Here is a 23774-nt window from a genome sequence, read left to right as displayed (position 1 = left end):
CAGCCGCCGGGCGCTGAGTGCGACCCGGCGGCTGCTGCTGATGTCAGTCGGCGCGGGTCAGCTCGCTACTCGCGCGGCGAGCGCGTCGCCGATCTGGTCCGTGGTGCGGACGCTGTCGCCGCGCTCGGTGAGGTCGGCCGCGACGGCCTCCTCGACCCGGGCGGCCTCGGCCTCGTAGCCGAGGTGGCGGAGCAGGAGGGCGACGGAGAGGACTGTGGCCGTGGGGTCGGCCTTGCCCTGGCCCGCGATGTCCGGCGCGGAGCCGTGGACCGGCTCGAACATGGACGGGAACTCGCCGCTCGGGTTGATGTTGCCCGAGGCGGCGACGCCGATGCCGCCGGAGACGGCCGCGGCGAGGTCGGTGATGATGTCGCCGAAGAGGTTGTCGGTGACGATGACGTCGAAGCGGGCCGGGTCGGTGACGAGGAAGATCGTCGCGGCGTCGACGTGCAGGTAGTCGGTCGTGACCTCGGGGAACTCGGCCGCGACCTTGTTGAAGATGTTCGTCCAGAGGTGGCCGGCGAAGGTCAGCACGTTGTTCTTGTGGACCAGCGTCAGCTTCTTGCGCGGGCGGGCCTGGGCGCGGGCGAAGGCGTCCCGGACCACGCGCTCGACACCGAAGGCGGTGTTGACCGAGACCTCGGTGGCGACCTCGTGCTCGGTGCCCTTGCGGATGGTGCCGCCGTTGCCCGTGTACGGACCCTCGGTGCCCTCGCGGACCACGACGAAGTCGATCTCGGGCTGCCCGGCGAGCGGGGTGGCGACGCCGGGGAGCAGCTTCGAGGGACGCAGGTTCACGTGGTGGTCGAAGGCGAAGCGGAGCTTCAGCAGGAAGCCGCGCTCCAGGACGCCGGACGGCACCGACGGGTCGCCGATGGCGCCGAGCAGGATGGCGTCGTGCCGCTTGAGGGAGTCGAGGTCGGCGTCGGTGAGGGTCTCACCGGTGGCGTGGTAGCGCTTGGCGCCGAAGTCGTACTCCTCGGTCTCCAGCTTCACGTCCTGGGGAAGGACGGCCGAGAGGACCTTGAGGCCCTGGGCCACGACCTCCTGGCCGATGCCGTCGCCGGGAATGACTGCGAGATTGATGCTGTGAGACATGTCGGCACCCTACTCTTCGTCCCATCGTCTGACACGTTACGTCCACCATGTGGACGAACGGACAGGGGACGAGGTGGACGTCAGTGGCCGGTGGAGCCGCCGTTGTCACGGCGGTCGAGGGCGCGCTGGAGGGCGGCGGCGGCGTTCTGGCGGGCCTCGTCGCTGGGACGGTTGACGGAGTGGCGGACGCGGCGGGCGGTCTGAGCGGCCATGAGGGATCGACTCCTTGAGATCATTGGTGATCCGGATGTGCGGAGATCAGCTTGTGATCGAAGGCGCCGGAAGGGGCGGGGAGCGCCGCCGCAGGGGTTGCCTGCACAGGGCGTCGCGCTCTCGACCGCCATTCGCTTGATGAAGCGAGACGTTCGGCTTCTACAAAGCTAAGGGAGGCCTCCTCATCTGTCTCCACAATTACTCGGACTTCCTACTATCTGAGACGGCGATCAGCCCTCCGTGGTCCGAAGCTCACGGATCAGCGACCGCACGGCGAGGGATTTCGCCAGCTCAGGGGTGGTGACATAGCCGACGGACCGGGTCGGGCGCGCCATCCCGAGATCGGTGATCTCCACCGAGGGCGGTGCTCCGATCAGCGACAGTTCGGGCATCACGGCCATCCCGAAACCACTGCTCACCATCGAGAGCACCGCTCCGTCGTCCTCGGCCTCCACCGTCGCCGCCGGCAGCCACTCCTGGGCGGCCCACCACTCCCGGGTGTACGAGGTGCAGTTCTCCGCCCAGTCGACCAGCGGGAGCGTGCGCGGCGCCGGATGCCCGGCCGGGTGGACGAGCGCGTACCCCTCCTCCAGGAGGACGCCCCCGACGAGGCCGGGCGGCACCGGGGACGTGGTCCCGATGGTCGCGACGGCGATGTCCGCCCGCCCGCCCAGGACTTCACCCGCCGTGCCCGGCCCCACCTCCCGCACGATCCGCACCTCGGGCACGATCCCCGGATGACGGGCCGTCAGCCGCTCCAGGGCGCGCGGCAGCAGATGCAGCGCCGCACTGCGGAAGACGGCGATCCGCAGCGGTCCGGCGACGCTCCCGTCCCCCTGGGAGGCACCCCGCACCTCCGCGGCCATCACCTCCAGGAGCCGCAGCACCCGCCGGGCGTGCCCGAGGGCCCGCTCCCCCGCCGCGGTCGGGCTCGCCCCGTTCCGTCCGCGGTCGAAGAGGACGGCACCGAGCTTGCGTTCGCTCGCGCGGACGGAATGGGAGACCGCCGACTGGGTCATGCCGAGCAGGGCGGCGGCGGCCGAGAAGCCGCCCTCGCTCCCGACGGCGACGAGGACGCGGAGCTCGCGGGGCGCGAGATCGGTCACGTGGGCTCCCACCTCGGAGTATGAGTGACATTCATGGATCGGTCCGTTCCATGAGGGCAACCCTCTGCCCGACGGCCGGATTCCTTCCTACGTTCTGTCGCATGACGAACGACACCATGATCACCGTCCAGCAGACCGCCCGCCCCCACGGCTTCCCCACCCCCGGCCACTTCGCCTTCGTCGAGTCCCCCGTCCCCTCCCCCGGACCGGGCACCGCCCTCGTCGAGAACCTCCAGTGGTCCGTCGACCCGTACCACCGCGAGGCGATGGACAGCGACGAGCTGTGGACCCTGAACGCCCCCATGGAGGGCCGCACCCTGGGCCGGGTGCTCGACTCCCGCACCCCGTCCCTGCGCCCCGGCGACCTCGTCCTGCACCGCAAGGGCTGGCGCACCCACTCCCTGGTCGCCCCTGACGAGGTCCGCCCGGTCCCGGACTTCGGCCCCGGGGTCCCGCTCGCGGCCCATCTCAGCCTGCTCGGCGGTACGGGCCTGTCGGCCTATGTGGGCCTGACCCGGATCGCCCGGCTCGAGCCGGGCGAGGACCTGTTCGTGTCGGCGGCGGCCGGCGGGGTGGGCACGGCGGCGGGGCGGCTCGCCCGGCTGCTCGGCGCGGGGCGCCTGGTGGGCAGCGCGGGTTCGGCGCGCAAGGTGGCGTACCTGACGGAGGAGGTGGGCTTCGACGCGGCCTTCGACTACCACGACGGGCCGGTGACGGAGCTGCTCGCGAAGGCGGCCCCGGAGGGTGTCGACGCGGTTCTGGAGGGGGTCGGCGGCGAGCACCTGGAGGCCGCGATCGCCTCGCTGCGCGACCACGGCCGGATCGCCTGGGTGGGCGCGGTGGGCCAGTACCACTCGCTCTCCGCTCCCCCGCCGGCCCCGCGCAACCTCTTCGACCTGGTCGGCAAGAGCATCCGGCTCGAAGGCTTCCTGGTGCGCAACCACATGGACGCCCTGGAGGAGCTGTACGACCTCGCGGTCCCGCACCTGCGGAGCGGGGCGCTGCCGCTGGACGTGACGGTGGTGGAGGGCTTCGGGCACATCGTGGACGCCTTCCTGGGGATGCTGCGCGGCGAGAACCTCGGAAAGATGCTGGTGACTGCGTAGACCTATATAGATTGCATTCCTACCTAGGTAGTGGTGTGATGTGCACATGGCCGCAGACCGCAGATCCAGCTGGCTCAAAGGAGTCCTCGACCTGCTCGTCCTCTCCCGCCTGACCGACGGGGAGAGCTACGGGTACGAGATCGCCAAGGCGCTCGCCGAGGCGGGCCTCGGCGAGATCAAGGGCGGGACGCTCTACCCCGTCCTGAACCGCCTGGAGGAGGCCGGCCTGGTGGAGGCCGAGTTCCGCGCCGCCGAGCGCGGCCCGGGACGGCGCTACTACCGGCTCACGCCCCTCGGGCGCGAGCGGCTCACCGCCGAGAGCGGGGCGTGGCTGACCTTCCACCGCGCCGTACAGACCATGCTCAGTCCAGGGGGAACGACACCATGACCACCGACGCCTACTTCGCCGAGCTCTCCGAATCGCTGCGCGCCGCGCACGTGCCGGACGAGCAGATCGCCGCGACCGTCGAGGACCTGCGGGCCCACCTCGTGGAGACGGGCACGGCCCCGGAGGAGGAGTTCGGCCCGGCCGCCGCGTTCGCCGCGCAGCTCGGCGGCCTCGCGCCCGCGCCCGGCGAGCCGGACGAGCGCGCGGAGAACTGGACCTGGACCGCCGACATCTTCAACGACCGCCGGATGCTGGCCGTCCACGGCGACCAGGGCTGGGAGGTGGAGTCGCTCGACGCGATCGGCCGGTTCGTCTGCCGCCGGACGCCCGGGTCGGCGCTGCGCTGGGAGTACCGCCGCGAGATCATCGCCGGGCGCCGGAAGGGCCGCGTCCTGGACGAACTCACGCCGGAGGGCTGGGAACTGTGCGGGGAGTGGCTGGTGTACGGCTACTTCAAGCGGCCCCGGGCGGCGACCGCGGGACCGGAGGGCGCCGTCGACAAGCCGCCGGCCGCCCCGCACCAGTGGCTGTTCCTGAGCCGCCGGGGCAAGGCGGTGCTCGCGGCCTGGTGCGTCCTGGTGGGCGGTGCGCTGGCGGCGTTCTTCATCGGGGTGCTCGGCACGGGCGGGCTGGCGATCACGATCGCCCTCGTGTCCATGTTCTCGGCCGTCTGGACCTCCCACCTGGAGACGGCCGCGGGCCGCGCCCGCCAGAACAACCGCACCTGACGGCCCCTCACATCACGTCGCCGTCCCGCCAGTCGAAGACCAGCGGGGCGGCGGGGTCCGGCAGGACCCGGTCGCCGGCCGGGCGCAGGAAGACGAAGCCCTCCTCCTCGGCGAGGTGGACGATCCCCCCGGGCCCGAGCGCTTCGAGCCGCCCCGCCCAGACCTGCCAGCCGCGCGCCCGGTAGAGCGCGGCCCCCTCGTCGGAGGCGCCGAGCGCCCCGAAGGCGTACGCCCCGTCGATGACCCGCTCCAGCTCGGCCATCACGGCACCGCCGAGCCCCTGCCGCCTGCGGTCGTCCCGGACGGCGACCCCCTCGACGTATCCGACGCGGTGCGAGCGGCCCCGGTGGAGCGCCCGGCGCTGCACGACGGCGCCGTGGGCGGCGATGCCCCGTTCGTCCTCGATCCAGGCGTGGACGCCGCCGAGGGTGTGGTCCCAGTCGTCGTCGGAGAAGTCGCCCTCGAAGGCGGTGTCGAGCATCTCGCGTACGGAGCGGAGCCGGGCGGCACCGAGTTCATGGGTGGGCGCGATCCTCACGGTCATCCATCCACCCTAACCCCTCACCAACCATTGACAGGTTACCTCCACCCTGATTGAGTCATAACCAGTCATCGACACATGAGGGGTTAGGGAACGATGTCCGTACTGCCGACCCACCACCGCACCGTCACCGTCCGGGGCCACGAGATCGCCTACCGCGAGGCCGGCCCGGCCGACGCCCCCGTGCTGCTCCTGCTGCACGGCTTCCCCACCAGCTCGCACATGTTCCGCGACCTGATCCCCCTGCTCGCCGACCTCCCCCACTCTCGGCTTCGCTCGAGCGGGGGGACCCCCCTCCGGCTGATCGCCCCCGACCACCTGGGCTTCGGCCGCAGCGCGACACCCCCGGACTTCGACTACACCTTCGCCGAACTGGCCGCACTCACCGCCGAGTTCACCGAGGCCCTCGGCCTGGACCGGTTCGCGCTCTACATCCAGGACTACGGCGCCCCCATCGGCCTGCGCCTCGCCCTCGCCCACCCCGAGCGGATCACCGCGATCGTCACCCAGAACGGCAACGCGTACGAGGAGGGCCTCGGCGCCGAGGCCTGGGCCCCCGTCCTCGCCCTGATCGAGGAGCGCACCCCCGAGACCGAGGCGCCGGTCCGCGCCATCCGCTCCCTCGACGGCATCCGGTGGCAGTACGAGACGGGCGTCCCCGCCGAGTACCGGGACCTGCTCAGCCCGGACGCCTGGCACCACGACGCCGCCCTGATGGCCCGCGAGGGACAGGACGACATCCAGCTGGGCCTGATCGCCGACTACGGCTCCAACTTCGCCCTCTACCCGGCCTTCCAGGAGTACTTCCGCACGAGCCGGGTCCCCCTCCTCGCCGTCTGGGGCGAGGGCGACCAGGTCTTCGTACCGGCGGGCGCCGAGGCCTTCCGCCGCGACCTCCCGGACGCCGAAATCCACCTCCTGCCCACGGGCCACTTCGCCCTGGAGACGCACGCGCCGGCGATCGCGGAGCTGATCGGCGACTTCCTGAAGCGGCGCGCGGGGGAATGAGAACCGCCCCCGTCCTCAATTGGGGGTAGAGGAGGGGGGCGGTGATCAGGGCCGCTCACGCGGCGGAGGGGCTTCAGCCCATGTGCGGGTAGCCGTACTCGGTCGGCGGGACCAGCGTCTCCTTGATGGCGCGGGTCAGCGTCCAGCGCATCAGGTTCTGCGGGGCGCCGGCCTTGTCGTTGGTGCCGGAGGCGCGGCCGCCGCCGAAGGGCTGCTGGCCGACGACGGCGCCGGTCGACTTGTCGTTGATGTAGAAGTTGCCCGCGGCGAAGCGGAGCTTCTCCATCGTGTACGCGGCGGCCGCACGGTCGCCGGAGATGACCGAGCCGGTGAGGGCGTAGTCCGAGACCGACTCCATCTGGGTCAGCATCTCGTCGTACTTGTCGTCCTCGTAGACGTGGATCGCGAGGATCGGGCCGAAGTACTCGGCCTTGAAGACCTCGTTCTCCGGGTCGTCGCAGACGATGACGGTCGGGCGGACGAAGTAGCCCACCGAGTCGTCGTAGGTGCCGCCGGCGATGATCGTGCAGCTCGGGTCGGCCGCGGCACGGTCGATCGCCGCCTTGTTCTTGGCGAACGAACGCTCGTCGATGACGGCGCCGATGTAGTTCGACAGGTCGGTGACGTCACCCATCTTGATGCCGTCGATCTCGGCCGCGAACTCCTCCTTGAAGCCGTCGTTCCAGATCGAGGCCGGGATGTACGCACGCGAGGACGCGGAGCACTTCTGGCCCTGGAACTCGAAGGAGCCGCGGTTCAGCGCGGTCTTCAGGACGGCGCGGTCGGCGCTGGGGTGCGCGACGACGAAGTCCTTGCCGCCGGTCTCGCCGACGATCCGCGGGTACGAGCGGTACTTCTCGATGTTGTTGCCGACCGTCTTCCACAGGTGCTGGAAGGTCTTGGTCGAGCCGGTGAAGTGGATGCCGGCCAGGTCGCGGTGGTTCAGGGCCACCTCGGAGACGGCGATGCCGTCGCCGGTCACCAGGTTGATGACGCCCTTCGGCAGGCCGGCCTCCTCCAGGAGCTCCATGAGGAGCACGGCGGAGTGGGTCTGCGTCGGGGACGGCTTCCAGACCACCACGTTGCCCATGAGGGCGGGGGCGGTGGGCAGGTTGCCCGCGATGGCCGTGAAGTTGAAGGGGGTGATCGCGTAGACGAAGCCCTCGAGCGGGCGGTGGTCCAGACGGTTCCACACGCCGGGGGAGTTCGCCGGCGGCTGCTCGGCGAGGATCTGGCGGGCGTACGCGACGTTGAAGCGCCAGAAGTCGACGAGCTCGCACGGGGTGTCGATCTCGGCCTGCTGGGCGGTCTTCGACTGGCCGAGCATGGTGGACGCGGCCAGCGTCTCGCGCCACGGGCCGGCAAGCAGCTCGGCGGCGCGCAGGATGATCGCGGCGCGGTCGTCGAAGGACATCGCGCGCCAGGCCGGGGCGGCGGCCAGGGCGGCGTCGATGGCGTCCTGGGCGTCCTGCTGGGTGGCGCCGCGGAAGGTGCCGATGACGGCCTTGTGGTTGTGCGGCTGGACGACCTTGAACTCCTCGCCGCCGCCGAGGCGCTTCACGCCGCCGATGGTCATCGGCAGCTCGCGCGGGTTCTCGGCCAGCTCCTTGAGCTTGGTCTCCAGACGGGCGCGCTCCGGGGAACCGGGGGCGTAGCTGTGCACCGGCTCGTTGACCGGAGCGGGGACCTGGGTGACAGCGTCCATGAGTCTCGATACTCCTTGTGAGAGGTGGGCTCAGCCCTTGGTGAGGATGGAGCGGACGAAGAAGAGGAGGTTGGCCGGCTTCTCCGCGAGGCGGCGCATGAAGTAGCCGTACCAGTCGGTGCCGTACGCGGTGTAGACGCGCATGCGGTGGCCCTCGGCGGCGAGACGGTTCTGCTCCTCGCTGCGGATGCCGTACAGCATCTGGAACTCGTACTCGTCCAGCTTGCGCCCGGCGCGGCGGGCCAGCTCCTGGCCGATGGAGATCAGGCGCGGGTCGTGCGAGCCGATCATCGGGTAGCCCTCGCCGTCCATCAGGATCTTCATGATCCGGACGTACGCCTTGTCGATCTCGGGCTTGTCCTGGATGGCGACGGAGGCGGGCTCCTTGTAGGCGCCCTTCACGATCCGGACGCGGGAGCCGTTCGCGGCGAGGCGGCGGGCGTCGTCCTCGGTGCGGAAGAGGTAGGCCTGGATGACGCAGCCGGTCTGCGGGAAGTCCTTCCGCAGCTCCTCGTGGATGGCGAACATCGAGTCGAGGGTGGTGTGGTCCTCGGCGTCCAGGGTGACGGTGGTGCCGATCTCGGCGGCGGCCGCGACGACCGGGCGGACGTTCGCGAGGGCCAGCTCGTGGCCGTTCTCCAGGGACTGGCCGAACATCGACAGCTTCACGGACATCTCGGCGCGCTCGCCGAGGCCCAGCTCCTTGAGGCGGCCGATGAGCTCCAGGTAGGCGTCCCGGGCGGCGTACGACTGCTCGACGGTGGTGATGTCCTCACCGACGACGTCGAGGGTGACCTCCAGGCCGCGGCCGCTCAGCTCGGAGACGATCGGGACGACGTCGTCGACCGTCTCGCCGGCGATGAAGCGGGCGACGACCTGCTTGGTCCCGGGGGCGGCCGAAACGAGACGGCGCATCTTGTCGCTGCGCGACGCGGCGAGGATCACGGGACCCAGCACGGGGCACCTCCAAAAGGCAAAGGTAGGACGGGGCCATAACCGGATCAAGGGAACGAACCGGGAACAGCACGGAGAACCACCGTGAAACCTATGGATCGCTCCGATCGTCCGCCATCTACAGCTGTCACGCATCCGTGGCCCGCCCCTCATACATCTGTCTGACAGGCCCGGCGGCGGGTGCGAGAATGTCGCCGTGAAGGGCGATTACCAGGAGCTGGTCGACGAGATCTCGGCGCTGCTCGGCACCCCCGCGACGCTGGAGAACCGCGACTTCGGGCTGATCGCCTTCGGGGCTCACGACAGCGACGACGACAGCGCCATGGACCCGGTCAGGACCCGCTCGATCCTGACCCGGAAGTCCTCCCCGGCGGTCCGCGCCTGGTTCGAGGGCTTCGGCATCACCCGGGCGACCGGCCCGGTCCGCATCCCGGCCGCCCCGGACGCGGGCGTCTTCCGGGACCGCATCTGCCTTCCCGTACGCCATCGGGGTGTCGTCCTCGGGTACGTATGGCTGCTCGACGCCGAGCCGGGACCCTCGCACGCGCAGCTCACCGCCGCGATGGAGGTCGCCGCCCGCATCGGCGACCTGCTGGCGGACGAGGAGCGTGCCGGGGCCGACCTCTCCCGGGAGCTGCGGGCCGCGCTGACGGCGGACCGCGGCTGGCAGTACGACATGGCCCTCACCGCCCTGCGCACCGCCCTCGGCCCGGACGCGGAGGGCCTCCACACGGTGGTGTGCCTGGCGCCGTGGCCCGACGAGGACGCGCCGTCCCCGCGCACGGTCCCGGGCGCGGCGGCCCTGTGCACTCTGCCGTGGCGGCCGACGGCCCGCCCCCCGGCCGGGAGTGCGGCCCCCGGCGAAGGCGGGGCTCCCCGCGCCCTCGCGGCACTCGTACGCCTCCGGTCGGCCGACAACCTCTCCCCCGCCACCACCGCGGCGACCCGGCTGCGCGGCTCCGCGGGGCACGCCGCCGTCACGGGCGTCGCCACTCCCCGGCGGGGCCTCGCGGACCTGGACGTCTCCTGGCGCGAGGCCACCGCGGCGGCCCGCACCGCGAACGCCCAGCCGCACCTCGGCCCGCTCGCCGAGTGGGCGGCCATCGGCCCGTACCGGCTGCTCACCGCCCTGCCCCCGGCCGAGCCGGACCCGGCGGTCCGCGCCCTGCTCACCCCGGCGCACACGGAACTGGCCCGCACGGCCGAGGTGTTCCTCGATCACGCGGGCCAGGCGGGCCGCACGGCGGCGGCCCTGGGCATCCACCGGCAGACCCTCTACTACCGCCTCTCCCGCGTCGAACAACTCACCGGCCTCGACCTGGACGCCGGCGAGGACCGCCTGCTGCTGCACATGGCGCTGAAGGCGGCCCGGCTCTGACCGGTACCGTCCGTCACGGGCCGACGTGGACGTACGAGCCCCAGCTCGCCACGGCGTGCGGATGCCGCGCCCGCACCGCGCGCAGCGCCCCGTCCAGGGCCGCCGCCGGATCGGGGGCGCTCTGCCGGGACAGATGCTCGTACACGAGGTCCGCGACGACCGGTGCGAGGGTGTCGTCGATGGACCACAGCGTGCCGACGACATCCCGGAAGCCCGCCAGTTGGACGGCGGAGGCGAGGCTGATCGCCTCGTCCGCCAGGACGAACCCGCCGCGTGACGTCTCACAGGCGGAGAGGTACGCGAACTCCGCGCGCGGCAGCCGGAGGCCCACGATGTCCCGCAGCGTCAGGGAACCGTCGTGCAGAATGAGCGCGCCGCGCGAGGGCTGCGCGAGGTCCTGCGTGCCGTGACAGGCGAAGTGCGCCCAGGAGCAGCCGGCGAGCGCTTCGAGCACGATCGGCGCGGTGGCGGCGGGGCCGGTGACGAGCAGGGCGTTCGGGTGGCGCCGACGCAGGGCCCGGGCCTCGTCCGCGGCGGCGGGGAGGTCCCGGCCGCCCGGGGTGGAGGGCATGGAGACGATGAGGCCCCGGCCGTCCGGTCCGGCGGACGGCCGGCGCCGGCCACGGGCGTGGAGCAGAGCCCGCAGGGTCGGTGTGTAGGAGGAGACGACCCGGTCGAGCACCGTGTCGCCGCCGCCGTCGGGGCGATGGTGCCCGGCGGCGTGCAACGGAAGCTGCGAGAAGATCCCGGTGGGGCACCACCACACGTGGGTCCGGTCTCCGTCCGGCCCGATCGGCTCCGTACGGCCCAGTGCGTCGAGGACCGGCTCGGCCACCGTGTCCCACAGCCAGGCCAGGGTGTCCAGGACCGTCCTCCGCGCCTTGAGCGGCGAATGATCGGGGTCGAGGGCCATGACGAGGGAAACGGCCCGTTCCGCCAGTTCCTCGGCGCTCGTTTCGAGCTCGATCACCTCCACCCCAGCCTCGGTGAGGAGGAGGACGGAGCAGCCGTACGTGCTCACGACGGGCAGCACCACGGGACCGCGTGCGGCGGCGGCGCGCAGGGTCGCGAAGGACGGTGACCGCAGGAAGCCCTTCATTTTCGGCAGGGCACGGATCTCCTTGAGGAGCTTCTCCCGCTGCCGGGCCAGGGCGGCGCGGCGTTCGTCGGCCCGGCGGCGGTCCTCCGGCTCCCATCCCGCCGTGCGGGACGGGCTGTCGGGCAACCGCTCCAGTTCGTCGAGGACCTGTTCGAGCCGGTCGGCGAGTTCCGGGGCGCGGTCGCGCAGCTCCCAGTGGTCGGTGCGGGTCTCCAGGGCCTGGGCGAGCAGGATGCCGCGGCCCTGTTCGAGCAGTTTCACCGCGCGTTTCGGCTTCCCCGCTCGTACGGCACAGATCGCCGCGTTCGCGGCCAGGCTGGGGAACGACGCGATCAGGCGTTCCCGGTCGGCGCGCTCCAGACCGCGCCAGGCGGTCAGTTCGAGCTGCTCGAGGGCGAGGGCGTAGAAGCCGGTGGCGCGGGCGAAGTCCTGGGCCCCGGCGAGGATGTCCCCCGCCGCCGAGGCCGCCCGTGCCCGGGTCCGGGCCGGTGCGGAGAGGACGGCGGATGCCCCGCGCAGAGCCCGGACGGCGCCGTCACGGTCGGCGGTGTCGCCGCCGGTCCCGAACCGGTCCCGCAGCATGAACCCCAGTTCGCTGAGGACGTCCGCGCGATCCGGGTGATTCCCGGGAAGCAGCGCATCGGCCTCGTGGAGCGCCGCCACGGCCGTGTCGAGCAGCCCGCCGGAATCCGGGAAGCGGTCGACGAAGGCCTTCAGGGAGTGGGCGAACCCTCTCAGCATCATCGGCCGCCGGTAGTGACCGACCGCACTGGCCTCGACCGCCGACACGCCCGCCTCGGCGGCGGCGAGCAGGTCGCGCGGTTCGTTCGTCAGGTTGAACCGGGCTTCGTACGCCTGGGTCAGGGTGTGCAGGCAACCCGGTCGGTCGGGATGGCCGTCAGGGAGCAGGGACAGGGCCTTGTCGAGCATGCCGATCGCCAGGTCGTACCGGTCGGACTCCGCCGTGATCTCGCCGGGGTGGCCCAGGACGAGGCCCGCCAGGTTCACCAGGCGGCTCGGCAGATCGGGATGGTCTTCAGGAGTGTTCCCCACGGCCTCGAACTGCGCCTGCAGCGCCTCGGTGGCCGCGTCGAAACGGCCGACGGCCTCGTACTGCGCGGTCAGGGCGGCGGTGAGGTTGGTCATGACGGCGCCGCGGAGCGGGTCGTCCTCGGAGGCTCCGCGCACGCCCTCGCGCAGGACCCGGACCGCTTCGTCGAGCGAGTCGGGGTTCCCCGTGCGCTGGAACTCCCGGATCGCGATGTGCCCGAGCCCCGAACAGAACTTCAGGCGGCACGGGTCGCCCTCCGGGATCAGCTCCTCCGCCATGCGCGTGACGATGAAGGCGCGCTCCAGGTCGTCCTCCTCGCCCAGGAACTCGTATCTGCGGGTGAGGACGTTCCCGAGCGTGATGAGTGCCTCCGCCTTCACCACGTCCTCCCGCGGGTTCGCGCGCACCGCGAGCAGGCACATCTCGGCGGCGTCGTCGAGGAGCCGCGGATCCCCCGTCGCCTCCGCCTCCTTGAGCAGGTTGACGCCGAGCTGTGTGTAGGCCGGCAGTGGGTTGTCGGTCCTCAGGCCGGCCACGGGGTCCCCGGTCTCCACATAGACGTTCATGATGACCTCGGGGACGAGGTGCGGCGCCACCTGGCACACCATCTTGTAGAGGAAGGTGGCGCGCCTCGCGTCCTCCTTCGAGATCTCCTCCTCGAAGTTCTCGCAGCGGTGCCAGTGGAAGCCCGCCAACAGGAGTGCGACGTTGAACATCCGCGCGCCCTGAGCCGCCTCGGCCGGGGCGTACCAGTCGATCGCGTAGTACAGCCGGTCCGCCAGCCGCTGTGCCTCCGGTTCCCGCAGGAGCGCCGGATCGCCGCTCTCGTACAAAGTGGCGAGCAGTTGTTCCATCTCCAAGGCGAGATCTCTGATGGTCAAGTCGCACCCAACTTCCCATGGAACGTGCCGAATTCATGACTCTCCCGATCGGACGATGAGACTATTCCGTGAAGGTCGGGCGAGGGGGAGGAAAGCGTGGAAAACACCGTCGAGGACGCTCACGAGCTGACATGGTTCTGCACTGACCTGACGGACCTGCGCGCGGACGCGAGGCAAGAAGGCTGGTCGGCCGAACTGGAGCGGATCCTGGCCGAGTTGCGGGACGGAACCCGGCCGGCGGCTGCGGTCCTCGAGGCGGTCCGCGTACGCCTGGGCATGCCGGCGCGACCGCGGGCGTACACCCCTTTCCCGGGCCAGGAGGCCGCGCCGCCACCGGCCGGCTCGTACACCTGCCCGGGTGGGCGGTGCTCGCGGGTCGAGGACCGCAGACCGGGTGCCCCGCTGCCCGAATGCGCCGTGTACGACGAGCCGTTCACCTTCGGATGAACACCCTCCTGTCCGCGCTCGGCAAGAGCCTCGCCGAACGCTGGGTGCAGCTCCTCGCCCTGCCGGGTGCGCTGTTCACCGCACTCGCCGCGACGGCGTCCGTACTCGGCCACCGGCACGCCCTCGACTGGCGGCGGCTGAGCGGCGCCGCCGAGGACCTGGTGGCCCGCTACGACCGGCGCCCCGTGTCGGCCCTGCTCCTCGCGGTGGCGCTCCTGCTGGTCGGAGCGGCGGTCGGACTCCTTGCGCGGGGGCTCGGCTCCCTGGTGGAGAGGGTCTGGCTGGCAGCCGGCCCGGAGTGGCTGGTCGGCCGGCTCGTCCGGCGGCGCAAGGCCCGGTGGAACGACGAGGCGGACGCCGTCGAGCACGGCCCCGCGGCCGCCGAGGCCGCCCATGTGGAGGCCCGTAACGCCGTCGCGCTCACCGAGCCGGCCAGACCCACGTGGATCGGCGACCGGCTGCGCGCCGTGGGGGTCCGGGTCCACGGTCAGTACGGACTCGACTTCCCGTTCACCTGGCCCCGGCTGTGGATCGTGCTGCCGGAACCCTGCCGGGGCGACCTGATCGCGGCACGGCAGGCACTGACGAGCGCCTCCGCACAGAGCGGCTGGGGCCTGCTCTACCTGTGCCTCGGCATCCAGTGGTGGCCGGCGGCCGGGGTCGGCGTCGGCCTGCTGCTGCTCGGCCGGCGACGCGGCCGGGACGCCGCGGGCAGCCTGGCGGACCTCGCGGAGTCGGCGGTCGACCTGTACGCCGTCGACCTGGCCCGGGCCCTGGGAGAGGACCCGCCGTCGGGCCGCGTCACCCCGGCCCTGGGCCGGCGGCTGAGCGAGCGCTTCCGCAAGGGGGCGTGAGGCCCGACGGGCAGGTCAGCCCCGCTCCCCCATCAGCACCTTGAGCCCCTCCGTCAGGTCGTCCGCGCTCGGCGCCGTCTCCGGGTCCACCATCCACTGGATCATCACGCCGGTCGCCAGGGCCTGGCAGAGGAGTCCCGCCACCCGGGCCTTCTCCGGGTCGGCCTCCGGGTCGATGCCGAGGAAGCCCTCGGCCATCCCGAGGCGGCCCTCCCGCTGGGGTTCCTTGATGGCCTCGCGGAGCTTCTCGTCGTCGTCGATGCGGGTGACCACCTCGGTCTGGAGCTTCCAGACCGGGCGGCTCGCCCCGGCCGCGGCGATGACCTGCTCCCAGACGGCGCGGAACCGCTCGTACGGATCGGCCGGCAGCGCCTCGGCGCCCGCCGTGCCCGCCGCCCCGGCCTGCTCGCCCCACTCCTCGGTGAGGGCCAGGAAGGCCTGCTGGAGCAGGGCGTCCTTGGAGCCGTAGTGGTAGCCGATGGAGGCGAGGTTGGTGCCCGAGGCGGCGACGATGTCGCGCGCCGTGGTGCGCCCGTACCCCTTCTCCAGGAGGCAGCGCTTGGCGCCTTCGAGGAGGTCTTCCTTGTGTCCCATGACAGCACTGTACCCGGTCGCTAGACACTTGTGTAAGACGAGTGTCTAGCGACCGGGTACGGGAAGTGCCGGGGGCGTCAGATCAGGTTGACCGAGCGGGCCGAGGTGGCGCCGATCTCCTCCGCGATCTCCGTGAGCACCGCGGCCGGGACCGTGTCGTCCACGGTGAGGACGACGAGCGCCTCGCCGCCCTCCTCCGCGCGCGCCACCTGCATGCCCGCGATGTTCAGACCGGCCTCGCCGAGGATCCGGCCCACCGTGCCGACGACGCCCGGGCGGTCCTCGTAGCGCAGCACGACCATGTGGTCGGCGAGCGCCACGTCCACGTCGTAGTCGCCGACCGCGACGATCTTCTGCAGGTGCTTCGGGCCCGCGAGCGTGCCGGAGACCGAGACCTCCTGGCCGTCGGAGAGCGTGCCGCGCACGGTGACCATGTTGCGGTGGTCGGGCGACTCGGAGCTCGTCGTCAGGCGCACCTCGACACCGCGCTCCTGCGCGAACAGCGGGGCGTTGACGTACGACACGGTCTCGTCGACCACGTCCTCGAACACGCCCTTGAGCGCGGAGAGTTCGAGCACCTTCACGTCGTGCTGGGTGATCTCGCCGTACACCTCGACGTCGAGGCGGGCCGCGACCTCGCCCGCGAGGGCGGTGAAGATCCGGCCGAGCTTCTCGGCGAGCGGCAGGCCCGGCTTCACGTCCTCGGCGATGACGCCGCCCTGGACGTTGACCGCGTCCGGGACCAGCTCGCCCGCGAGCGCCAGGCGCACCGACTTGGCGACGGCGATGCCGGCCTTCTCCTGGGCCTCGTCCGTGGAGGCGCCGAGGTGCGGGGTGCAGACGACCTGGTCGAGCTCGAAGAGCGGGGAGTCCGTGCAGGGCTCCTTCGCGTACACGTCGAGGCCCGCGCCGGCGACCCGGCCCTCCTTGATGGCCGAGTACAGCGCGGCCTCGTCCACGATCCCGCCGCGCGCGGCGTTGACGATGCGGACCGAGGGCTTGACCTTGTGCAGGGCCTCGTCGCCGATGAGACCGATGGTCTCCGGGGTCTTCGGCAGGTGGACGGTGATGAAGTCGGCGACCTCGAGGAGCTCGTCCAGGGCGAGGAGCTTCACGCCCATCTGGGCGGCGCGGGCCGGCTGCACGTAGGGGTCGTACGCGACGATCTTCATGCCGAAGGCGGACATGCGCTGGGCGACCAGGACGCCGATGCGGCCGAGGCCGACGACGCCGAGGGTCTTCTCGCTGAGCTCGACGCCCGTGTACTTCGAGCGCTTCCACTCGCCGTTCTTCAGGGCGGTGTTGGCCTGCGGGATGTTGCGCGCGGTGGCGACGAGCAGACCGCACGCGAGTTCGGCGGCGGTGACGATGTTCGAGGTCGGGGCGTTCACGACCATCACGCCGGCCTTGGTGGCGGCGGAGACGTCGACGTTGTCCAGACCCACACCGGCGCGGGCGACGACCCGCAGCTTGTTCGCCGCGGCGATGGCCTCGGCGTCGACCTTGGTCGCGGAGCGGACCAGGATCGCGTCCACATCGGCGATGGCGGGGAGCAGCTCGGCGCGGTCGGCGCCGTTGCAGTGCCGGATCTCGAAGTCCGGGCCCAGGGCGTCGACGGTGGCGGGCGACAGCTCTTCAGCGATGAGTACGACAGGTTTCGAGCTCACGTGAGTCCTCACAGAGGCAGTGCGGACGGCCGTCCCGACGGCCGCAGGCGGTGGAGGGGGCTTGCCGCGTGAAAGCGCACGACGCTGTGGGCCAGACGCGATGTTGTTGAGAAGTGTAGTGGTGCATCGGCGCTGTTCATGCGCCTCGTTGGAAGGATCACCCGTCCGTGGTTGGACGGGGTGTCCAACGATGCGGCGAGGGGCCGGACACGGTGTCCGGCCCCTCGCCCGAAGGCTTACGCCTCCTCGTCGTTCACCCAGCTCATGAGCTTGCGCAGCTCCTTGCCGGTGGTCTCCAGGAGGTGGTTGGCGTCCTGGGTCTTGTACTCGTTGTACTTCTTCAGGCCGCCGTGGTACTCGGCCATCCACTCCTTGGCGAAGGTGCCGTCCTGGATCTCCGCGAGGACCTTCTTCATCTCGGCCTTGGTGGCGTCGGTGATGATCCGCGGGCCGGTGACGTAGTCGCCCCACTCGGCGGTCTCGGAGACCGACCAGCGCATCTTCTCCAGGCCGCCCTCGTACATGAGGTCGACGATGAGCTTCAGCTCGTGCAGGCACTCGAAGTAGGCGATCTCCGGCTGGTAGCCGGCCTCGGTCAGGGTCTCGAAGCCCGCCTTGACCAGAGCCGCGGTGCCACCGCAGAGGACGGCCTGCTCACCGAACAGGTCGGTCTCCGTCTCCTCCTTGAAGGTGGTCTTGATGACGCCGGCGCGGGTGCCGCCGATGCCCTTGGCGTACGAGAGCGCCAGGTCGAAGGCCTTGCCGGTGGCGTCCTGCTCGACGGCCGCGATGCACGGGACGCCGCGGCCCTCCTCGTACTGACGGCGGACCAGGTGGCCCGGGCCCTTCGGGGCGACCAGGGCGACGTCGATGCCCTCGGGCACCTTGATGAAGCCGTAGCGGACGTTCAGGCCGTGGCCGAAGAAGAGCGCGTCGCCCTCCTTCAGGTGGTCCTTGATGGACTCCTCGTAGACCTGGGCCTGGATCGGGTCCGGGGTCAGGATCATGATGAGGTCGGCCTCTTCGGCCGCCTGGGCGACGGAGACGACGCGCAGGCCCTGCTCCTCGGCCTTGGCCTTGGACTTCGAGCCCTCCTGGAGACCGACGCGGACGTCGACACCGGAGTCACGGAGCGACAGCGCGTGGGCGTGTCCCTGGCTGCCGTAGCCGATCACCGCGACCTTGCGGCCCTGGATGATGGACAGGTCGGCGTCGGCGTCGTAGAACAGCTCGGCCACTGGAATTCTCCTTGAAGTGCTGGTGTTGCGTCCCACCGTACGGCGGGGTGCGGGAGGAAAGTTTTCGGGTCTCGTCAGTCGGACCGCCGGTCGGACCGGCGGTTGACCTCCGATGACGTTCAGGCGCTGCGGTGGTTCTCAGGCACTGCGGTCGAGGGCCCGCAGGGACCGGTCCGTGATGGACCGGGCACCGCGCCCTATGGCGATCGTGCCGGACTGCACGAGCTCCTTGACGCCGAACTGCTCCAGCATCTTGAGCATGGCGTCCAGCTTGTCACTCGAACCGGTGGCCTCGATGGTGACCGCCTCGGGCGAGACGTCCACGGTCTTGGCGCGGAACAGCTGCACGATCTCGACGATCTGGGAGCGGGTCTCGTTGTCGGCGCGGACCTTCACCAGGACGAGCTCGCGCTGGATCGCAGCGCTGGGCTCGAGTTCGACGATCTTCAGGACGTTGACCAGCTTGTTGAGCTGCTTGGTCACCTGCTCCAGGGGCAGGTCCTCGACATTGACCACGATGGTGATGCGGGAGATGTCGGGGTGTTCGGTGACGCCCACGGCGAGCGAGTCGATGTTGAAGCCGCGGCGGGAGAACAGGGCGGCGATCCGGGCGAGGATGCCGGGCGTGTTCTCGACGAGAACGGAGAGCGTGTGCTTGGTGGACATGTCTGGGTCTCTTCCTTTTCGCTCTGCGCGCTCAGTCGTCTTCGCCGTCGCCGAAGTCGGGGCGGACGCCCCGCGCGGCCATGACCTCGTCGTTCGAGGTGCCGGCGGCGACCATCGGCCAGACCTGGGCGTCCTCGTGGACGATGAAGTCGATCACGACCGGGCGGTCGTTGATGGCGTTGGCCTCGGCGATGACCTTGTCCAGGTCGGCCGGGTCCTCACAGCGCAGGGCGACACAGCCCATGGCCTCGGAGAGCTTGACGAAGTCGGGGACGCGGGTGCCCTTGTTCGCCTGGATGTCGTCCGGGCCGGAGTGCAGGACGGTGTTCGAGTAGCGCTGGTTGTAGAAGAGCGTCTGCCACTGACGGACCATGCCCAGGGCGCCGTTGTTGATGATGGCGACCTTGATCGGGATGTTGTTCAGGGCACAGGTGGTGAGCTCCTGGTTGGTCATCTGGAAGCAGCCGTCGCCGTCGATCGCCCAGACGGTGCGGTCCGGCATGCCGGCCTTGGCGCCCATCGCGGCGGGGACCGCGTAGCCCATCGTCCCGGCGCCGCCGGAGTTCAGCCAGGTGGCCGGCTGCTCGTAGTCGATGAAGTGGGCGGCCCACATCTGGTGCTGGCCGACGCCCGCCGCGAAGATCGTGCCCTCGGGGGCGAGCTGGCCGACGCGCTGGATGACCTGCTGCGGCGAGAGGCTGCCGTCCTCCGGCAGGTCGTAGCCGAGCGGGTAGGTCTCGCGCCAGCGGCTCAGGTCGCTCCACCAGGCGGTGTAGTCGCCCTTGTTGCCCTCGCTGTGCTCGGCCTGGACGGCCTGGACCAGGTCGGCGATGACCTCGCGGGCGTCACCGACGATCGGGACGTCGGCGGCGCGGTTCTTGCCGATCTCGGCCGGGTCGATGTCCGCGTGGACGATCTTGGCGTACGGGGCGAAGCTGTCGAGCTTGCCGGTGACGCGGTCGTCGAAGCGGGCGCCGAGGGCGACGATCAGGTCGGCCTTCTGCAGCGCGGTGACGGCGGTGACGGCACCGTGCATGCCGGGCATGCCGACGTGCAGCGGGTGGCTGTCGGGGAACGCGCCGAGCGCCATCAGGGTCGTGGTGACCGGGGCGCCGGTGAGCTCGGCGAGGATCTTCAGCTCGGCGGTGGCGCCGGACTTGATGACGCCGCCGCCGACGTACAGGACGGGCCGCTTGGCGGCGCTGATCAGCTTGGCGGCCTCGCGGATCTGCTTGGCGTGCGGCTTGGTGACCGGGCGGTAGCCGGGCAGGTCCGTCTGCGGCGGCCAGCTGAACGTGGTCTTCGCCTGCAGGGCGTCCTTGGCGATGTCGACCAGGACCGGGCCCGGGCGGCCGGTGGAGGCGATGTGGAAGGCCTCGGCGATCGTCCGCGGGATGTCCTCGGCCTTGGTGACGAGGAAGTTGTGCTTGGTGATCGGCATCGTGATGCCGCAGATGTCCGCCTCCTGGAAGGCGTCCGTGCCGATCGCCTTCGAGGCGACCTGGCCGGTGATCGCGACGAGCGGGACCGAGTCCATGTGCGCGTCGGCGATCGGGGTGACCAGGTTGGTCGCGCCGGGACCGGAGGTCGCCATGCAGACGCCGACCTTGCCGGTGGCCTGGGCGTAACCGGTGGCGGCGTGGCCGGCCCCCTGCTCGTGGCGGACGAGGATGTGACGCACCCGCTGCGAGTCCATCATCGGGTCGTAGGCGGGGAGGATCGCGCCGCCGGGGATGCCGAAGACGGTGTCGGCGCCCACTTCCTCGAGAGAACGGATGAGGGACTGCGCACCCGTGACGTGCTCGACGGTGGTGGCGGGCTGCGCGCCGCTACGGGGCCGCGGCTGCGGATGGTGCCCGGTGGCCTGCTCGGTCATCAGCATCTCTTCTCGAGGCAGAGGGTTTTTGCGAGGGTTTAGGACGATTTTGGCGTGAGCCGGTGCAACAAAAAACCCCTCGTGCCGTGAGGCAAGCGAGGGGAGCGCGTCGGGTGCGTTTCAGGCGGGCCTTCTCTGGGGCCTGCCTCAGCCGACGCGCTTTCCAAGTACGAGAATTCGGGTGCGCATGTCACTGACCCTCCCTCTCCGCCCTCACCACTGTCAAGTGGGTGGGACAGGCGTCTCACTATTTGAGCGGATCGGGGGACGGTTTCCGACACGCACGGGGACCGCTCCGGGCAGCGGGTACTCGTCCCGTACGAGGGCCCTGCGCAGCCGGTACTCGTCGAGCGGACCCGAGAAGGCCATGCCCTGGGCGTGCGTGCAGCCCATCGCGCGCAGGGCGACGACCTGCTCCGGGACGTCGACGCCCTCGGCGACGGTCTGCATGCCGAGCTCGCCGGCGATGCGGAGCACCCCGCGGGTGATCTTGCGGAGCCGGGCCGACTCGACCACGCCTTCGACGAGTCCCCGGTCCAGCTTCAGTATGTCGACGGGGAGCCGCCGGAGGGCGTTGATCGCCACATGTCCGCTGCCGAATCCGTCGAGCGCGATCCGCACGCCGAGGCGGCGCAGGGTGACCAGACGCTGTTCCAGCTCGTCGAGCGAGCTCCGGGGGTCGCTGTCGGCGAGCTCGACGATCAGCGAGCCGGACGGCAGCCCGTGCCGGGTGAGCAGCGACTCCACGGAGCCGAGCGGCAGCGAGCGGTCCAGGAGGCGGCGGGCGGAGAGCCGGACGGAGACGGGCGTACGGTGGCCGATTCCCGCCCGCTCGGCGGCCTGCTCCACGGCCTCCTCGAAGAGCCAGCGGCCGAGCTCGGCGGTGCGCTCGCCGTCGTCGGTGACCCGGAGGTACTCGGCCGGGGTGAAGAGGATGCCCTGGCTGGAGCGCCAGCGGGCCTGGGCGCTGACGGCGGAGATCCGGCCGGTGGCGAGGTCGACGACCGGCTGGTGGAGCAGGGCGAACTCGCCGTCGTGGAGGGCGGTGCGCAGCCGGGCGGCCAGCTCGGTCCTGCGGACGACCTCGGCCTGCATCTGGGGGGCGTAGAGCTCGACGCGGTCCTTGCCCGCGGCCTTGGCCCGGTACATGGCCAGGTCGGCGTTGCGCAGCAGGTCGCCGGCCTCGATGCCGGGCTCGGCGAAGGCGACGCCGATGGAGGCGGCGACCCGCACCTCGTTTCCGCCGTCCACGCGGTACGGCTGGGAGAGCGTGAGCCGGAGCCGGTCGGCGATCTCCTGGACCTGGTTCCGGCGGGCCGTGCGGTCGCGGCCTCCGTCGCCGAGGATGAGGGCGGCGAACTCGTCGCCGCCGAGCCGGGCGGCGGTGTCCCCGGCCCGTACGGAGTCGTGGAGGCGGCGGGCGGCCTGGACGAGGAGGTCGTCGCCGGCCTGGTGGCCGAGGCGGTCGTTGACCCCCTTGAAGCCGTCGAGGTCGATGAAGAGCACGGCGGTGCCGGGGTCGGAGGAGCGGCGGCCGCTGAGCGCCTGCCGGACCCGTCGGGTGAAGAGGGCCCGGTTGGGCAGGTCGGTGAGCGGGTCGTGCTCGGCGTTGTGCTGCAGCTGGGCCTGGAGGCGGACGCGTTCGGTGACGTCCCGGCTGTTGAAGATCAGGCCGCCCTGGTGGCGGTTGACGGTCGACTCGACGTTGAGCCAGTCGCCGCGGCCCGAGCGGAAGCGGCACTCGATGCGGGTGGTGGGCTCCTCGGCGGGCGAGGCGGCCAGGAAGCGCCGCACCTCGTGGACGACGGCGCCGAGGTCCTCGGGGTGGATGAGGGAGGAGAGCTCGGAGCCGATGAGCTCGTCGGCGTCCCGTCCGTACACGCCGGAGGCGGCCGGGCTGACGTAGCGGAGTATCCCGGTGGGCGCGGCGATCATGATGACGTCGCTGGAGCCCTGCACGAGCGACCTGAAGTGGTTCTCCTTCTGGGCCAGTTCGTGGGTGAGGGCGATGTTGTCGAGGAGCATGATGCCCTGCCGCACGACGAGGGCGAGCACGACCGTGCAGCCGGTGAGGACGACGACGCGGTCGGGCCGGCGCCCCTCGACGACGTTGTACAGGATGCCGAGGGTGCAGACCGCCGCGGCGAGGTACGGGGTGAGGGCGGCGAGCGAGCCGGCGACCGGGCGGCTGTGGAGCCGGGGGCCGCGCGTGGTGGCCGCGCCGCTGTCCGGCGGTCGGCGCACGCCCCAGGGCGCGTAGGCGAGCAGCAGCGAGCCGGCGAACCAGCCGGCGTCGAGCAGCTGGCCCGAGGCGTAGTTCTCGCGGAGCAGCGGCGAGGTGAACAGGGCGTCGCACAGCACGGTCAGGGCGAGCGCGGCGATCGCGGTGTTGGTCGCGGAGCGGTTCGCCTGCGAGCGGCGGAAGTGCAGGACCAGGACCATGCTGACGAGCACGATGTCGAGCAGCGGGTACGCGAGCGACAGGGCGGCCTGGGCGACGGACTCGCCCTCGAAGTGTGCGGTGCGGGCGAGGGCGAGGCTCCAGGAGAGCGTGAGCAGGGAGCCCCCGATGAGCCAGGCGTCGAGCCCCAGACAGACCCAGCCGGCCCGGGTGACGGGCTTCTTGGCGAGGACGAGGAGGCCCACGATGGCGGGCGGCGCGAAGAGTAAGAAGCAGAGGTCGGCGACGGAGGAGTCCGGCACCTCGGTGCGGAGCACGACCTCGTACCAGCCCCACACGGCGTTCCCCGCGGCCGCCATGAAGGAGGAGAAGGCGAAGAGCAGCCAGGCCGGGCGGGCGCTGCCGCGGTGCCCGCGGCCGTAGAGGAAGCAGGAGACCGCGGCGGTGAGCGCGGCGGCGCTGAGCCCGAAGTCGCCCATGAAGAGGGCCAGTCGGGGGGATCCCCAGCCGAGCGACGCGCCGGTCGTGTAGCCCGCGCAGACGAGCCCGAGGGCGATCTGGGCGACGGCCCCGCCGAGGCGGGGGCGGCCGGGGTCCGGGTGGTCGGAGCCGCCGCCGAGGGGGCGGCGGGTGATGACCGCCCCGGGCGCGCTCACCGGCTCCTCCGGTGCCGCTCCGCCGCACCCGGCCGCGTCGTGCGACCGCGCCGTCGGCTCGTCGCCCCGCCCGGGGGCGTGCCCGTCGCAGTCGTGCGGGCGGCCGGAGTCCCGTACGG

At 71.5% G+C, this 23774-nt stretch carries 20 protein-coding genes; 7 read left to right on the top strand and 13 right to left on the bottom strand.

Annotated features, from left to right (window positions below):
* Positions 1–57 precede the first annotated feature (57 nt).
* The 3 genes from SVTN_RS26750 to SVTN_RS26745 all read right to left on the bottom strand — a co-directional run bounded on the left by SVTN_RS26750 (position 58) and on the right by SVTN_RS26745 (position 2417).
* Positions 58–1098: a 3-isopropylmalate dehydrogenase gene (locus tag SVTN_RS26750; RefSeq protein WP_041131395.1), complete on the bottom strand. Its 1041-nt coding sequence runs from the start codon at positions 1096–1098 to the stop codon at positions 58–60.
* Between the two features lie 80 nt (positions 1099–1178).
* Positions 1179–1310 (bottom strand): hypothetical protein, encoded by a 132-nt coding sequence (locus SVTN_RS46225; RefSeq protein WP_256961924.1) that lies wholly within the window; start codon positions 1308–1310, stop codon positions 1179–1181.
* Between the two features lie 231 nt (positions 1311–1541).
* Positions 1542–2417: a LysR family transcriptional regulator gene (locus SVTN_RS26745; protein WP_041131394.1), complete on the bottom strand. Its 876-nt coding sequence runs from the start codon at positions 2415–2417 to the stop codon at positions 1542–1544.
* Between the two features lie 101 nt (positions 2418–2518).
* Here SVTN_RS26745 and SVTN_RS26740 point away from each other — a divergent pair, with 101 nt between their 5' ends.
* The 3 genes from SVTN_RS26740 to SVTN_RS26730 are packed head-to-tail and all read left to right on the top strand — an operon-like array spanning position 2519 to position 4639.
* Positions 2519–3523 carry an MDR family NADP-dependent oxidoreductase gene (locus SVTN_RS26740; protein ID WP_041131393.1) on the top strand — a complete coding sequence of 335 codons (1005 nt, stop codon included), beginning with the start codon at positions 2519–2521 and terminating at the stop codon, positions 3521–3523.
* A gap of 46 nt (positions 3524–3569) precedes the next feature.
* Positions 3570–3911: a PadR family transcriptional regulator gene (locus SVTN_RS26735; protein ID WP_041131392.1), complete on the top strand. Its 342-nt coding sequence runs from the start codon at positions 3570–3572 to the stop codon at positions 3909–3911.
* Complete coding sequence (locus tag SVTN_RS26730; protein WP_041131391.1) at positions 3908–4639, top strand: hypothetical protein; 732 nt, start codon at positions 3908–3910, stop codon at positions 4637–4639. The genes SVTN_RS26735 and SVTN_RS26730 overlap by 4 nt, the downstream gene beginning before the upstream one ends.
* Positions 4640–4646: 7 nt before the next feature.
* Here the strand turns inward: SVTN_RS26730 and SVTN_RS26725 are convergent, their stop codons facing one another.
* On the bottom strand, positions 4647–5183 hold the full coding sequence (locus SVTN_RS26725; protein WP_041131390.1) for a GNAT family N-acetyltransferase: 537 nt from the start codon (positions 5181–5183) through the stop codon (positions 4647–4649).
* A gap of 93 nt (positions 5184–5276) precedes the next feature.
* On the opposite strand from SVTN_RS26725, the gene SVTN_RS26720 reads away from it, so the two are divergent.
* Positions 5277–6188, top strand: coding sequence for an alpha/beta fold hydrolase (locus SVTN_RS26720; RefSeq protein WP_041131389.1), 912 nt, complete (start codon positions 5277–5279; stop codon positions 6186–6188).
* A gap of 73 nt (positions 6189–6261) precedes the next feature.
* Here the strand turns inward: SVTN_RS26720 and pruA are convergent, their stop codons facing one another.
* The gene (gene pruA / locus SVTN_RS26715) at positions 6262–7893 is read right to left on the bottom strand and encodes an L-glutamate gamma-semialdehyde dehydrogenase (RefSeq protein ID WP_041131388.1); all 1632 of its coding nucleotides are present in this window, start codon (positions 7891–7893) and stop codon (positions 6262–6264) included.
* Between the two features lie 30 nt (positions 7894–7923).
* Positions 7924–8850, bottom strand: coding sequence for a proline dehydrogenase family protein (locus SVTN_RS26710; RefSeq protein WP_041131387.1), 927 nt, complete (start codon positions 8848–8850; stop codon positions 7924–7926).
* Positions 8851–9043: 193 nt separating this feature from the next.
* On the opposite strand from SVTN_RS26710, the gene SVTN_RS26705 reads away from it, so the two are divergent.
* Positions 9044–10225 carry a PucR family transcriptional regulator gene (locus SVTN_RS26705; RefSeq protein ID WP_041131386.1) on the top strand — a complete coding sequence of 394 codons (1182 nt, stop codon included), beginning with the start codon at positions 9044–9046 and terminating at the stop codon, positions 10223–10225.
* Between the two features lie 13 nt (positions 10226–10238).
* Here the strand turns inward: SVTN_RS26705 and SVTN_RS26700 are convergent, their stop codons facing one another.
* Positions 10239–13256 carry a CHAT domain-containing protein gene (locus SVTN_RS26700; protein WP_159026502.1) on the bottom strand — a complete coding sequence of 1006 codons (3018 nt, stop codon included), beginning with the start codon at positions 13254–13256 and terminating at the stop codon, positions 10239–10241.
* A gap of 96 nt (positions 13257–13352) precedes the next feature.
* Here SVTN_RS26700 and SVTN_RS43320 point away from each other — a divergent pair, with 96 nt between their 5' ends.
* Positions 13353–13703 (top strand): hypothetical protein, encoded by a 351-nt coding sequence (locus tag SVTN_RS43320; RefSeq protein WP_041131385.1) that lies wholly within the window; start codon positions 13353–13355, stop codon positions 13701–13703.
* Positions 13700–14557, top strand: coding sequence for a hypothetical protein (locus tag SVTN_RS26690; protein ID WP_041131384.1), 858 nt, complete (start codon positions 13700–13702; stop codon positions 14555–14557). Before SVTN_RS43320 ends, SVTN_RS26690 begins: the two co-directional genes overlap by 4 nt.
* Before the next feature lie 15 nt (positions 14558–14572).
* On the opposite strand, the gene SVTN_RS26685 is transcribed toward SVTN_RS26690, so the two are convergent.
* From SVTN_RS26685 to SVTN_RS26660, 6 genes are all read right to left on the bottom strand, one after another.
* Complete coding sequence (locus SVTN_RS26685) at positions 14573–15151, bottom strand: TetR/AcrR family transcriptional regulator (protein ID WP_041131383.1); 579 nt, start codon at positions 15149–15151, stop codon at positions 14573–14575.
* Positions 15152–15228: 77 nt separating this feature from the next.
* On the bottom strand, positions 15229–16818 hold the full coding sequence (gene serA / locus SVTN_RS26680) for a phosphoglycerate dehydrogenase (protein WP_041131382.1): 1590 nt from the start codon (positions 16816–16818) through the stop codon (positions 15229–15231).
* 236 nt (positions 16819–17054) lie between these two features.
* Positions 17055–18056 (bottom strand): ketol-acid reductoisomerase, encoded by a 1002-nt coding sequence (ilvC, locus tag SVTN_RS26675; RefSeq protein ID WP_041131381.1) that lies wholly within the window; start codon positions 18054–18056, stop codon positions 17055–17057.
* Between the two features lie 138 nt (positions 18057–18194).
* Positions 18195–18722: an acetolactate synthase small subunit gene (ilvN, locus tag SVTN_RS26670; RefSeq protein ID WP_030222540.1), complete on the bottom strand. Its 528-nt coding sequence runs from the start codon at positions 18720–18722 to the stop codon at positions 18195–18197.
* Positions 18723–18753: 31 nt separating this feature from the next.
* Positions 18754–20604, bottom strand: a complete 1851-nt coding sequence (locus SVTN_RS26665; protein ID WP_041131380.1) for an acetolactate synthase large subunit — start codon at positions 20602–20604, stop codon at positions 18754–18756.
* 216 nt (positions 20605–20820) lie between these two features.
* Positions 20821–23655, bottom strand: coding sequence for a putative bifunctional diguanylate cyclase/phosphodiesterase (locus tag SVTN_RS26660; RefSeq protein ID WP_041131379.1), 2835 nt, complete (start codon positions 23653–23655; stop codon positions 20821–20823).
* Positions 23656–23774 lie beyond the last annotated feature (119 nt).

The organism is Streptomyces vietnamensis, assembly GCF_000830005.1.
GTDB classification, from domain to species: domain Bacteria; phylum Actinomycetota; class Actinomycetes; order Streptomycetales; family Streptomycetaceae; genus Streptomyces; species Streptomyces vietnamensis.
This window is presented reverse-complemented; position numbering and strand designations above follow the sequence as displayed.